Annotated in this window: 12 protein-coding genes and 2 riboswitches; of the genes, 4 read left to right on the top strand and 8 right to left on the bottom strand. The window is 36.0% G+C overall.

Going from position 1 to position 13,613, the window contains the following annotated elements:
- The first annotated feature begins 151 nt into the window (after positions 1 to 151).
- The gene (locus tag ABE65_RS11160; RefSeq protein WP_066394800.1) at positions 152 to 1,156 is read left to right on the top strand and encodes a S66 family peptidase; all 1,005 of its coding nucleotides are present in this window, start codon (positions 152 to 154) and stop codon (positions 1,154 to 1,156) included.
- 170 nt (positions 1,157 to 1,326) lie between these two features.
- On the opposite strand, the gene ABE65_RS21885 is transcribed toward ABE65_RS11160, so the two are convergent.
- Entirely contained in the window at positions 1,327 to 1,662 is a 336-nt protein-coding gene (locus tag ABE65_RS21885) for a hypothetical protein (protein ID WP_156499161.1), read from the bottom strand.
- A 291-nt stretch (positions 1,663 to 1,953) separates the two neighbouring features.
- Here ABE65_RS21885 and ABE65_RS11170 point away from each other — a divergent pair, with 291 nt between their 5' ends.
- Positions 1,954 to 2,511 carry a hypothetical protein gene (locus ABE65_RS11170; protein ID WP_066394804.1) on the top strand — a complete coding sequence of 186 codons (558 nt, stop codon included), beginning with the start codon at positions 1,954 to 1,956 and terminating at the stop codon, positions 2,509 to 2,511.
- A gap of 65 nt (positions 2,512 to 2,576) precedes the next feature.
- Here the strand turns inward: ABE65_RS11170 and ABE65_RS11175 are convergent, their stop codons facing one another.
- The 3 genes from ABE65_RS11175 to ABE65_RS11185 all read right to left on the bottom strand — a co-directional run bounded on the left by ABE65_RS11175 (position 2,577) and on the right by ABE65_RS11185 (position 7,689).
- Complete coding sequence (locus tag ABE65_RS11175) at positions 2,577 to 4,028, bottom strand: PQQ-dependent sugar dehydrogenase (protein WP_066394807.1); 1,452 nt, start codon at positions 4,026 to 4,028, stop codon at positions 2,577 to 2,579.
- 315 nt (positions 4,029 to 4,343) lie between these two features.
- On the bottom strand, positions 4,344 to 5,168 hold the full coding sequence (locus ABE65_RS11180; RefSeq protein WP_066394809.1) for an MBL fold metallo-hydrolase: 825 nt from the start codon (positions 5,166 to 5,168) through the stop codon (positions 4,344 to 4,346).
- A 358-nt stretch (positions 5,169 to 5,526) separates the two neighbouring features.
- Complete coding sequence (locus ABE65_RS11185; protein ID WP_066394812.1) at positions 5,527 to 7,689, bottom strand: S9 family peptidase; 2,163 nt, start codon at positions 7,687 to 7,689, stop codon at positions 5,527 to 5,529.
- 141 nt (positions 7,690 to 7,830) lie between these two features.
- Here ABE65_RS11185 and ABE65_RS11190 point away from each other — a divergent pair, with 141 nt between their 5' ends.
- Positions 7,831 to 8,529, top strand: a complete 699-nt coding sequence (locus ABE65_RS11190) for a hypothetical protein (RefSeq protein ID WP_066394814.1) — start codon at positions 7,831 to 7,833, stop codon at positions 8,527 to 8,529.
- 157 nt (positions 8,530 to 8,686) lie between these two features.
- Here ABE65_RS11190 and ABE65_RS11195 read toward each other — a convergent pair whose 3' ends face one another.
- From ABE65_RS11195 to ABE65_RS11210, 4 genes are all read right to left on the bottom strand, one after another.
- Positions 8,687 to 9,037: a DUF2178 domain-containing protein gene (locus ABE65_RS11195; RefSeq protein ID WP_066394816.1), complete on the bottom strand. Its 351-nt coding sequence runs from the start codon at positions 9,035 to 9,037 to the stop codon at positions 8,687 to 8,689.
- Positions 9,027 to 9,266: a helix-turn-helix transcriptional regulator gene (locus tag ABE65_RS11200; RefSeq protein WP_066394818.1), complete on the bottom strand. Its 240-nt coding sequence runs from the start codon at positions 9,264 to 9,266 to the stop codon at positions 9,027 to 9,029. The genes ABE65_RS11195 and ABE65_RS11200 overlap by 11 nt, the downstream gene beginning before the upstream one ends.
- 261 nt (positions 9,267 to 9,527) lie before the next feature.
- Positions 9,528 to 9,713, bottom strand: a complete 186-nt coding sequence (locus ABE65_RS11205; RefSeq protein WP_066394820.1) for a Fur-regulated basic protein FbpA — start codon at positions 9,711 to 9,713, stop codon at positions 9,528 to 9,530.
- Positions 9,714 to 9,789: 76 nt separating this feature from the next.
- Positions 9,790 to 9,896, bottom strand: a riboswitch (SAM riboswitch).
- Positions 9,897 to 10,045: 149 nt separating this feature from the next.
- Positions 10,046 to 12,400: a M14 family zinc carboxypeptidase gene (locus ABE65_RS11210; RefSeq protein ID WP_066394822.1), complete on the bottom strand. Its 2,355-nt coding sequence runs from the start codon at positions 12,398 to 12,400 to the stop codon at positions 10,046 to 10,048.
- A 121-nt stretch (positions 12,401 to 12,521) separates the two neighbouring features.
- Positions 12,522 to 12,626, bottom strand: a riboswitch (SAM riboswitch).
- Between the two features lie 418 nt (positions 12,627 to 13,044).
- Between ABE65_RS11210 and ABE65_RS11215 the strand changes: the two genes are divergently transcribed.
- Positions 13,045 to 13,593: a DICT sensory domain-containing protein gene (locus tag ABE65_RS11215; RefSeq protein WP_066394825.1), complete on the top strand. Its 549-nt coding sequence runs from the start codon at positions 13,045 to 13,047 to the stop codon at positions 13,591 to 13,593.
- Positions 13,594 to 13,613 lie beyond the last annotated feature (20 nt).

A 13,613-nucleotide genomic window follows, 5' to 3' on the forward strand; every position in this document is an offset into this window, starting at 1 on the left:
TAACGCACAACTTAAATAATCCATATCCATTTACTTTCAAAAAACAATTAGCTACACCACCTATTTATGGTATTATTTGGGCAGTTTACAAAATATGAACCTACTAATATCGCACTTCAAAATATGAAACAATGAAAGGGAGTTGTTTTATTTGTTATTACCGCAAGCATTAAAAAAGGGAGATACGATTGGAATCATTACCCCCTCCTCACCTGCACCCGTCTTGTTTAAAGCGAGATACGAAAGAGGATTATCTCAGTTAGAAAGAATGGGATTTAAAATCAAAGAAGGAAAATGCTCCAAACAAACACAATCCTATCGCTCTGCATCCATCCAAGAAAGATCCGAAGAGATTAACGACTTCATCCATGATCAAGAGGTGCGCGGAATAATAAGTACAATCGGTGGAATGAATTCAAATTCGCTTTTGCCTTATTTGGATTATGCTCACTTAAAAAAGCATCCCAAGGTAATCATGGGCTACAGTGATGTTACTGCTCTTTTGCTTGGTATTTATGCGAAGACAGGGTTAACAACGTTTTACGGTCCAGCTGTTGTTCCCTCCTTTGGAGAGTATCCTGAAATGTTGCCAAAAGGAAAAGAGTATTTTGAAGATGTTATTCAATTAAGAAAGAAAGCTCCTTATGTACTCGATGTCCCACAAGAATGGACAGAAGAAATGCTTGATTGGAACACACAAGATCGACAAAAACAAATGGTTAAGAATACGGGTTGGAAATCATTGCGTGAAGGCTCTGCTACAGGGAAATTGATTGGCGGTAATTTAAACACAATGTCGGGATTTATGAGTTCAGCGTTTTTCCCAGATTTAGAAGGTGTCATTCTATTTCTTGAAGACTCGTTTAAAGATATAGCAACGCAAGAACGCTCGCTTAGTATGTTAAAAATTTCAGGTGTTTTCGATAAGATTGCTGGACTCATCATCGGTAAACACGAACATTTTAATCATTTAAATGCTCCATTTTCAATAGAAGACCTGTTATTCGAAATCATGGGAGAGACTAATATACCTATTCTCACGAATGTAGATATTGGCCACACTTTCCCTTCGCACGTTTTTCCGATTGGAATTAAGGTTAAATTAGATGCAAATCAAGGTACCATTGAATTTCTTGAAAATAGCGTGTCTGAATAATCACAGCACCTCCCAAAAAAAACTAAATTGGAACAATAGGGGCATATATATGACTTTACTGTTACCTAGTAAAAAAGGATAGAACTGAACCATAGAAATATAGAAAGCCTTTATGGTTTAGCCCTATCTTCTTTCTTTAAAAAATCCAGTTTGACATTTTTTAATATAGGTTACCTTTTAACTTTTATAACGATAAAAACGATTACAAATACTCCTAATGTAAAAATGAATAAAACATTTACCGCTTTATCCGCAAACTTTCCCTCATTTATATTTCCATTTGAATGGTCTGCAAATATATATTCACTCTCTCGTACCGCTTTTTTATATATTCCACTTTCAACTTCTATTGCAATGTATTCATTAGTACTTATGTCTTTAATTGAATAGTATTTCGTTCCTTCTTTATAGACATTTGAAAAGTTTCCAGCATACTGTTCCATATCTGAATACTTCGTAACCTGCCCGATTTCTTGATCTATCTCCTTCACGTACTCATCTTTCACAACATAAACAAAGCCATCCCAAACTACAAACTGATGTACCCAATTTGTTGCGAATGATGGAGTTGGGGATATGAAAGAACATAAAAAAATAAATAATAGCAAGAAAAAAAGAATATGCTTTATTTTTATATAAACTCCCCCTTTATAAATAAGACGAAATAAACAATGTAACGTTTCAAGAAAAATGCGGCAAAATCAGTGAATGCCTCAAGAGTTTTCTTAAAAGAGTTCCATTTCGAATACTTGGTTAATATATTGCATTAATAAAATCATATTGATGGAGGTGTGCCAATGTCTGCTAATTGGTTATCAGAGGATATTCGCTCTATCCAATTACAATTTCAAAAACAACCAAAAGTAAAGTGGCTGGTTTTAGGTTCTTATCTCTCTTGTATCGCTGCTTTACTTCAAGCAACAGGAGGTCTTTTACCTGTTGTTGGTTTTTTCATCAGCCCCTTCGCTACCTTACCGATTTTGATTGGCACCATGTTCTTTCTACAAATAGGCGTGATTTCTTATTTTCTTAGCATTTCTTTGTTATTCATTCTGTTTCCTAGCGAGCTTATCGTTTTTCCATTTACAACTGGAATCTTAGGTCTTGGTATCGGCGTTGGTTTTTATCTCTTCAAAGAAAAATTGAATATCATTAGTCTAGGTGCCATTCTTTTAGCACTAGGGATTATCTGTCTGTTATATATTCTCCAATTTCCTGTTCTTGGTCCAATCGTCTCCCACTCTTTTTCTTTCCTAACAGCAGGTAGTATACTTCTATTTTCATTTTTTTATAGCTGGTTATGGGTTGAGATGGCACCTTTCTTTTTTAAAAAATTCAAGCCATTTCTTGACTAAAAATCAGGCGAGAAAAACATTGCTGCTCACTCGCCACTTCTTATTCGTCCATTTCTTGACTGAAATTAAGGGACAATTTCAAAAATAGTTCCTTGATTATAATCATTCACCTTATTAGAAGCATACACTCCTAAATAGAGTCTAGTTTGATTTAGGTTTGCTCCTAAACTAACGTAAAACGATGATTCAGAACCGAAATCATAATCGGTCTCAATGATATCGTAATCATTTAGTTTACCGTCTGTTCTTATTTTAGTATAAGCTAAAGTTCCTCTATTCGGAGGTGGTGAATCTTCTACCGCAAAATCGGTAAAAACAACGCTTCCTTTTAAATGTGGAATCCCACTCCCCATATAAGATTGAACAGCTGTTAGAGCACTTCCTCCAAACTTACCAGGGCGGGGGTCTTGATGATAATAACAAGTGAGTGGCTGAATGCGCTGAACGGAAGTTTTTAACGCATCTTTGTAATAAGCGAATGTTTGCTTTTCTAAAGAAGAATCTGGAGAACATTCTTTTATAATAGTAGTAGGAAATGTACCTTCCCAACCTCGCCAACCGAAATTAATAAATCCATCTTCTTGTAATCTAGTATTCATGAGATAAGCTTTAACAAGCTGTATCACTGGCAACGGCTTATAATGTACAAATGAAAAAACGGACTCTACCAAATCCTGTCCGACGTTCCCTACATATTTAATATACTGATTATCGTGTCTTTGAAATGAAATACCTGGAAGGTTGCGTCCCCCTTTTGCAATCACGGTGAGTATTCCTTGAATACTTACAGGAAGTTCATGAAAACGTGTCACTACGGGTGGATTAATACCAAATGTGTTTTTCTCTACATCGATTTCAATAATTTTACCAGCGATCTCCATATCATCTTGACTTAAATTGAACGGATCATAGCCTGACCCACCATCTCCAGTTGTCAAAATAAGTCTTCCTGTTTCAGGTGAAAAAGTTAAGCTATTAACACCATTATGATTAAAAAATGGCCTTCTTATATTAAGTAACGTTCTTCGCTTTTCAGGTTGGCCACTTGCTTGTAAAGTCCATTCCTCAACGGTATCGATATGATCATATCTTGCTTCTCTGTTTGTCCACCTTAAATTTAAAGTTTTAGGTTTACAAGGATCTGGTTTGAAAAATTTTGGAAGAGCATCTCGATTCTGTGTAGGATCTTCTGAATTAGAGAAAGCACCAGGGCCTTGTGATCCAGCTAATGAATAATGAAGATAAAACAGACCGTTATAATAAAATTGAGGATGAAACGCTAGACCGAGCAATCCCCTTTCATCATAACCACCGCCAGAAACACCTAACTTTATGATACGTGAGCGAATATCTAAAAACGTCCGAATTCCTTCATTTCCTATACAAAAAATCTCCCCTACCTGGGTTGCGATAAATAATCTTTCCATTGAGTCACCTGGTAGAATGGTTGTTTTGATTACAATGGGTAAATTTATGTTACGAATAATGGGGCGTAAACGCACTTTCACTTTTTCCACTTCACGTTCCCCTCCTTCTTATCATTTTCTTTAATAAGAATATTGTTTGGGTCGATATATTAGTACAAAAAGGTCATGCCTGAGTACTCCGTCTGTCCTAATATAAATCTTGTCTTCCTTAACCGTCTCAAGAACATCTAAACTTGAGTTATATTTATAACAATCGTTCTGTTGATATCATAAGAAACATCCTCGTGGACTTAATTAGACTACTTTTTTACGAGAGAACGACCGGTCAGTTCTAACGAAAAAAGAGAAACGGAACTATCAAGATAGCTCCGTTTCTCCTTTTATTGCTTATACCAATATAATATATTATGTATGAAACAACACTCCGTTCAGCGCATCAACATATCTCTTTGCTGATCGTTGAACCGCTTCTCCAGCATCTTCTTTAATCACTCGGTTAAATGCATCATAGATACGAGTGAAGGTTAATTCTTTCATCCGATGAGCAATCCTCTCTACCGTAGCACTCGGTAAAGGAATAAAGTTAGGATAACTGTACATGAAACTGACCCATTCCCGGTCTGCTACGATACGTACAATATCGCCACAAAGAAGAACACCTTGAAGGTGGCTCCCTTGTTTCCATTCAAGGATGGTACCTCCTTTAAAATGGCCACCGATTCTCTGAAGGATTATTCCTTCACTAAGTTCTAGCTTGTCTCCCGACCAGAAAACGATCTTGTCACTTGTTCTCGTTACCCACATCTTATCATCTTCATGTATGTAGAGTGGAGCATCAAATGTCTCAGCCCATTCCACTTGAGTCGAATAATAATGAGGATGTGATAGCGCAATTGCATCGATACCACCCAGTTGCCGAATTTCTTTAATGGTATCTTCATCTATGTAACTCACACAATCCCATAACACGTTATATCCATTTTCTTTTACGAGATATGCCGTTTGGCCGATCCCAAAACTCGGGCTCGTCTGAACACGATAAAGATTCTCCTCTTCGACACTAACTTCCGTTTTATAATTACCACTCTCAACCATCGCTTCAAGTGTAGTCCACGATTGTCCTTTTGAACTCACATACTGTCTTTCTTCTTCACAGATCATACAGGAAGCTGGTTCATGTACAGAACCCTCATATTGAACCCCACATGTCTCACAAATAAAGTTTTTCATACTACTTCCCCCTTCTATTTCTCTAACTCAGATTATAATGTCAGAAGGAAATTTATAGAAATTTTATGCTTGTATGTTTTGAAATCCTATATCATTTAAATAAAGCACCTTTCAATTACTTAAACATCACAATTGATCTCCCAAAAGGACACCTTCCTCTTTTAGTACCCACATAATAACGATAATGATGTATATGCTTATCTGACTATGATTCTAACCTCTAATGGGTTAGAATCGTTTAGTTTAATCTTTTCACCTTAATCCTGAAATCCCCTATTAAAGTAGTTTTTCTTCTTTATTCTTCATTATAAAAAAACAGTAACTATACGTTTTTTCATGTGAATTCTAAGGTTTATCCTTATTTAAGATATTTATCATACCAATCTATTAATCTTTCATGATAATGTGTTAAGTTATCCTCATTCCATGTCTCCTGAGAATGCCCTTCTTCATACAAAATTAATTCTGCAGTCTTACCAATTCGGTTTAATGCGGAAAACATGGATCCAGCTTCCTCAGAACAGAGGTGGTCTTGTGTACCTTGAACGATTAAAACAGGTACTTGTATTTTATCAAAATCAAATATTGGAGAATTTCTAATGTACCCCTCTTTATTCTCCCATAATGTGGTTCCCATGTTTGCTTGTCCGTCCTCCACCCACCCATAGCTATATTGTGGAGGATCAAACTTTGTATAGTAACTTATCAAATTTGCAATACCAGATGAGATTACGGCAGCTTTAAATCTTTGAATCCTAGTAATGGCAACAAGTGCTGAATACCCACCAAAAGAATGTCCTATAATGCCAATTCTCTCAGAATCAATCTCTGGATGTTCTACAAGTGCATTTAACGCGTTTTCGATCGCTTTTGTAATTTCCTCTGCTGGTTCATTACTTCTATACATAGGTAGATCTGGTAAGAAGACCGCAAACCCTCTCGTTGATAAAAGATGATGATTATTTGCTGCATATGGACTAAGCCCAAAGAAGCGAACATTTTCAGATTGCATAGCTCCACCATAAACCCGCATGACTACAGGTACTTTACCGTTCCTATGTTTAGGCATTAACAGTGCTCCTCTGAATATTTGATCACCTTGTTTCCATTTAATAATCTCAGATGTTCCTAACTCCTGTGTATCTAATCCATTTATAATAGATTTCATTCTAATTTCTTTAGCGTTTATATCAAGCACCTTAATAGATGAAGGTTCACTTGATGATTGAGAGAAAAACGTAACCACTTCTTTCTCGTACATTTTTTGATATGCCGCTCCACCTATATACCAAGGGATATGCACGCATGGCTCCTCAAATATCTTCTCACGTTTACCCGTTTCATAATTCATTTTATAAAAGCCATATAAAGCTTCATTCTTTTCTTCGGTTTGTATTATGATATACTTCTGAGTTGGATTTACGATTGGAAAGACTGCTATAATCTCTCTATCTTCAACTCTTAAAAACTCGTTTTCCGCTTCATTAGATGAAACTCTTAACAACCCGCCATTCACAATTAATAACACATCACCATTCTCAAGGGAAATTGGCCCATCAAATTCTCTTCCCATGTGCATACCATCATTGTGGAATTTAAGCATACTTGAATTTGTGCTTCGGGTATTTACTAACCATAAGCCCCCTTCGGATTGAGGTCCACTCGTAAGATAATAAATGGTTTCATTATCTAATCCCCAACAAAAACTCCATCCATAGTCCATTTGAATCTTATTCACAATTCTGGTTAAGTGAGTTTCTTTGTAGTCTCCAAGAGATATAATGCAGAGCTCAAACACATTTTGTTGAGAATTAACATGTTCATCACCTAAACAATTTGTAAAAGCAAGATATTTACCATTGCTTGAAAGCTCTATACCAACTGGTCGTAAACCACGAGTTAGAGTTTTATGTGTTCCGGTTGAAACATCCACCAAAATGAGATCTGCTCTATAACGGTTTTCCCAATATGTTAGATCCTCAGTCTCATTATTTAGAGAGTTACTTGTTATAAAAACCTGTGGCTTTGAAACTGATTTCTTGAGAGACGAAGTTTTAAAAGAGTCTGAAGAACAAAAATGGTTTTCATCCACATGCTCAACAGGCATTGCTTTTACGATGATACGTTTACCGTCTTTTGTCCAAACCGGCTTTTCCATTCCAAAAAAAGGACGTACCGTTATATCTGAAGCAAGTTTTAGAGAACGATCTGACGGTGTCCACAACCAAAGTTGTGCTTTGCTATGTTGATCAGCAAAGAAAGCTAGTGTCTCCCCGTTAGGCGACCATACGCCCCCCCAACTGCTATCAGCTTCTTCAGCAATCGGAAAAGATTCTCCCGTTTCAAGATTGCATACCCACTGAGAATTACCTTCTACAGCCTGAGAAACTCCAACTGAACGACTCTTTGCATTTCCACTTAAACAGAACGATAACCATTTTCCGTTTGAAGATATGGACATGTGCACTAGTTCTGCTGGTTCATTCATATGTAATACTTCATTTACTGTTAAAGGACTCATAAAATGTTCTCCTTTTATTCTTAATCGTGCCACTTACCTAATTTTCATATTACCAGTAAAATGATGGAAAATTAAAACAAAAAAGAAATGTAACAATTTATGTTTTATGTTCGACATATCAGTATAAGAATTGAGGAGGAGTTGAAACTGAGAAGATTATATCGTTTAGTATTGATTCTATTTTTACTAACAGGCTGTAATTATGGAGGACAAATTGAAATTGATTGGGTTGATTTTATTAAATGGAATAATAAAGAATACCACGGGGTGTACACAGGATTTATTTCAGATCCTTCTTTAATTGGAGAAAAGATTGGGAAAACTACATTTAAGGTATCAGATAGCATAAATGATCTAGAGTATAAAACAAAGAACGGAGATGCTGCTTTCTTACCAAAAGGTACAACTCTGTTTGGAATAAAAGGACGACGTGGATTTATTGCAGTTAAAGATAAAAATGAAATCAATGGGTATAAACTGTATGTTGAATACAATAGTAAGCAAGACCGTTTCTGGTTCAAACATATCCCACTCGACAAAGTAACAAAAATTGAAACCTATGCTATAGACCCACACAATGATGTAGATCGGACTTTGAAACAAACCTTATCAGGAAAAGAAGAAATTGATGATATTCTATTGTTATTAACAACTAGTAAAAAAGAATCAGGTTACCAACCTTCTATGAAAGACGGAGATCCTCTCATGTATGAAATGACGTTCTATACGGGAGAGCCGATAGCTTATAAACTCTCCGTTCACTATGATAAGACAAACTATTATTTTCATCCAGATGATACTAACCTCATTGATGATAAAATAGCCGTGTTTTTCAAATAAGCCTTCGTCATTCAAGAAATTTTAAAAATCGCAACAATAAAAGGTTTTAAACCCCATTTAATCAAGATTATGGGTCTAAAACCTTTTTGCTTTTTATCTAGAAGAAATGCACCGTTTAGTAAGGGAAAATTCTAATGAAGGAACTAACTTTCAAACTTTACGTAAAATCTCTTTTATATTGAACGGCTAAATAAATACCACATGCTAGAATGGCTAGCGCGTATTTAAATAGAAAAAAAATGTTCGCCATATACTCAGTAGGAAAAACGATATCACATAGAATGATCGTCAACAGCATAAAGTAGCTACTCTTTAAATAAATGTTTGTTGTCCGTTCATCTTCATTCCCCATCTTCTTATAGAATACATAAGCCAATACGATACTTACCATCAACAATAAAAATCCAATTCCAATCAACATATTCCAATTATTAGCAGACTGTTCCGCCCATGACTTCAAAGGGTAAAAAGCTGCACTAGGGATATCTGAGATCGACTTAATTTCCATTTTCATCATTTCCTTTCAAATAAGTAAATACATCATTCACATTCACTTTAAAAAATTCAGCAATTCGAAATGCCAACAATAGAGTGGGTACATAGTTTCCCTTTTCCATAACAAAGACGGTTTGTTTGGAGACCCCGACCTTTTCTGCTAATTCTTGCTGTGACAATCTGGCAAGGACACGATATTCATAAACCTTATTTGAAATAGAATCACCAAAATCTTTCTTCACATCATCACCTCTTGAAACTTATTATAAACTAAATTCTTACAAAAAGTAAAGTAAACTTATACTTTTTATTATATTACTTTTATTAAATTAATAAAAACATGAAAAAACCTGACGAAAGCACCGTTTCATCAGGTTACATTAATTTTAGTTATCATTTTACATTTTTACGCTATCGCCCATTTAACGAATAGCCAATGTTGAATACTCTATTTTATGTTGATTAAATGCTAAAAGTATTTCGCTACCTAATAATCATTTTCGTTATAAAATCTGCTTATTGGGACTTTGCATTTGGTCATACAAAATTTGTCTGAATTCATATTCTAGTTCGCTTAATGTTAGCTGGAATAGATGTTGATCATTCTTCTTATAGATCCCTTTACTTAATAAAGTGTTGATCAAGTGTTTCTTACGTTCTTCAATAGCCTGACGGATTAATTCTCCCATGATTATGCTCCCCTTCGTTTCGGGGTATAAAAAAACCCCTTCAAATTAAGAAGAGGTTTGCTTGTGTAGCCACCTCTTCCTATCTTCCAAGCAATTGGCTTGATGGATTTAGCACAGTATTCAGTAAATGAATCTGTTGCTGAGGTTTCATAAGGCCAGTCCCTCCACCTCTCTTGATAAGAAGAAAACAAAAATATTTTTTTACTACAAAAGCTCACACCTGTTCAGGTATGAGCCTTCAGTTTACCGATCAGCTAATCTATATCCATTTTAAACCAACAATACATATCAGTCAACTAGGAATTAATGATAAACGTTACCTTTATTTTGAATTAATAAAGACTATTCGATATCAAGCGGAATAAGTAATCTGTATGATTTCTAAATCCAGCTTCAATTCCGATCAACGTGACCGATTTGCTTCTTTCTTGTATAATGACAGCCTGTCCTTGAGCAGGTTTACGATCCTTCCAATGTCCTGCAACAAAGAAGTCATCACGGTTAGCAAACGTTGCAGCCACATTCACATTGTCTGTATGCGTGTACCATACAGGACTATACACAAAACCTGTGTCCTCATCCTTATATCCTCTAGTTACTGGTGAGTCTTCATAAGCAATATGAACGATTCCGTTTGCACTTGAAAATCCTTTATGGATTTCTACATCTGTGAGTCCAGCTGTTTTCGCTATTTGAGAACCACCCGCACCTATAGCAACGAACTTACCATTTTGGCTTACAAATTCTTTTAGCTTATGATAAAAAGCTTGTACTTCTTCTTCATTAGAAAGACCAAACTCTTTATTAGCTTCACTCAATTTATATGAGATCAAACTTGCTGAACCGCTATATACAAATGCATCATAACGATTTAAACCTCTTTGAGCTACATCTTTCGGATGCACTTCCGTAACATCAAAACCTAATCGTTCTAATGCTAGTTTTGTTCCTGCATGTGATTGAACTTTCCCTAATCCACCATCTTTTAGAATCGCTACCCTTACTCTTTTGAGAGCAACCGCATCATCTGGAGTTCTTTTTGATACAAGAGTAAGACTCGATTTCTTAACCTCTTTTTTTACTTGCTCTTTATTCCCTTCAATATAGAAATTTCCTTTTGTATCGCGCTTAACAGAAACTCCTCGTTTAATAAGAGCGTTAACTAGTTCTACTGCATCTACAGAGTTATTAGAAACAAAGTACGGTCCCTTCCCCTTTAGTTTCCCATCTTGTTCTACTTTTTTAACTTGAGTGGATTTTACCTTTATTTCTTCATTCGTTTCTACTGCGTCAAACCCCCATAATTCAGGAAGGTTCCAAGCCGAAATATCATACATTGCATCAATATCGTCTGAAATGTCTTCACCATCCCAAAGGAAAGTGTTCGCAAGTCCAGCTTTCGCTTGATCCAGATCTACGATGTATGACCCTTTATCGTATTTCTTTCCATTCACAAAAAATGGTTGTTCACTTCTATCTACTTGAACATCGTTATTTATTAGATGCTGAACTGCTTTTTTTACAGTTGAATTATCTTCTTTATTTTCAGGTATCACATAAGCCTCTGGATAAAATTCTTTTGAATTGTTTGGGTGTTCTCCACTTACACCTCGGTCAAAGACTTCAATTTGGTCATGAAGCATACCTTGTTTATTTTGAAGCGCAAACTTGAGTGCTCCTGTAACGGCATCGACTTGCCACTTCACCCCATCCCAATCGTTTGTCGGTGCTTCAAGTGTATATCCATAACCACCATGAAGCATCGCATAAGCTGGTGTGTATATCGGTGGATACACATCCCATCCAGAAGCTGAGTCTCGTAGTGGAATATGCGTTCCCTCCATCGATTGATAGAGCTCAGATTCATAGTTTTTTCTTTCACTCACGAGTTCTGATTCCATCGCTTCTGCTTGTTGGTTCATCCAATTATATAATAAATCATATTCATAATTCGGGTTATGTGGAGGCGTTCCCGGCAGAATGAGCCCTGGATGTTTTGCTACTCCTCTTTGTTTCACATAACCATGAAGATCAAGAAGTACGAGCGGGTTGTACTCTACGATTTGTTTGACTACAGCCTTTGTCTCAGGCTGAGATTGAGTAACAAAATCTCGGTTTAGATCGATGCCCTCTGCATTGAACCTCGTTGCGTCTATTCGTCCGTCTGGATTTGCATTAACATTAATAATTAATGTGAAATTCTTTAAGATTTCTTTCGTTTCCTTGTCATTTTCAAAACCAAAACGCTCAATTAGTTTAATCACAGCATCCGTACCAACGAACTCTGTGCCGTGAATGGATGCATGAATGAGTATAGGTGCTTTTACATCAGGGTTAACTTTTAAATAGTTCTGCGCTTTCTTAGGATCATCACTCATAAGTTTACGCAACGTTTTATATTTCTCAGCAGATCTCTTTGACTCATTATCACCTATCGTGACTGTGTAAAGATTTTTTCCAGTGGACGATTTTCCTGTTACACGAAGATCAATCCGTTTACTTGTTTTTTCAAATTGAGTTAATTTATCTTTTAGCGAATCAAACGTTATGTAGTCATACTTTTCTGAGTTGAACAGACTGTGCTTTCGTACAGGCGCTTTATCCCCTTCTGCTAATACATGTGTAGCAGGAAGTGTTCCTGCCAATAACGATACACTAAGTAACGTCGATAATAATGGTCTTTTCATCCTCATTCTCCTTGTTATTATTATTTCTACAGCCTTTATCTCTAAATACCTCCTTTCTTTTCAACAAAAAAAGCCCCTTTCGTTAAGAAAGAGGCTCTGAAAATAAATTAAATGATCCTCTTCCTTATCTCTCAGCTTTATAGCTGCAAGAATTAGCACCGTGTCGACAAATCGACCGGTTGCCGGGTTTCATAGGGCTTGTCCCTCCACCTGCTCTTGATAAAGAAGTAAATTTATAAGGTTAGTATGGATTATAAAATCTAAACTTAAAAAGTGTCAATACATATCCAGGAAAATGAGCCTTTATATTTACAGAAAAACTTCCCATAGTTCATTTTACTTATTGAACATTTTTTCAACGATTGTAACTTAATTTTCCCGGTTCATTATAATTGCTTCTACCATTCAATCCGATCATCCTCAAAATTTTTTATTATTTTTTGGAAAATGAGGTTTCAAATTGTTTTAGAAGTGGTATATAAACTTTGGTACTTTACTAAGGTAACGAATAAAAACATGTAGACATCGTATGATTAGCGTAAATACACTTTAAAACAGCCTCAACATACAGGGCTGTATATTTTTACCTTACCACTAGTACTTTTTTACTATATCAAGATAATGAAAAACAGGGGGCAATTGCTATGGAATTAAAAAAATTATCACTGTTCAACGAATGTTTTGGTCAGGTAGAAGGAAATGTTCAAAAGTTGGATAATTCGCCATTGAGTCAGCTAAACGCACAATCTTTAAAATATGAGACGAAGGTTCCTCAACTAGAGTACATGTGTCTAATGATGGAAAACATCGTGTTAACAAAGAAGCTTAAAGGTAATGTCTATGCAGGTTTTCAAAAGTTTTCTCGTGCGAAGAACGTACTCGACCGATTCCAAGCTATGACGGAGTATTCAAACGTTCATATCTTTGGTGAAAATGATGCTGTGATGGATTCGAAAGATGGAATCAATTATATCGAACTGCCACCTAACAGCGAGTTGATGCGTGAATGGTTTCTGATCATCGATAGTCCTACGTTTAAATCTATGATGGTTGCTTATGATATGGAAGGCTTCGGCGTACACGAGGTTGAAGAAGGTCGTAAGTTTAAAGGAGTCAAAACTTCAAGCCCACGTGTGATCCAACATGCTACTAATCTACTAGCACCATACATAAAAGTCACGGTAAAGGGTTAGTTCCTAGGGTAGCCATAGGC

The organism is Fictibacillus phosphorivorans, from assembly GCF_001629705.1.
Taxonomy (GTDB): Bacteria; Bacillota; Bacilli; order Bacillales; family Fictibacillaceae; genus Fictibacillus; species Fictibacillus phosphorivorans_A.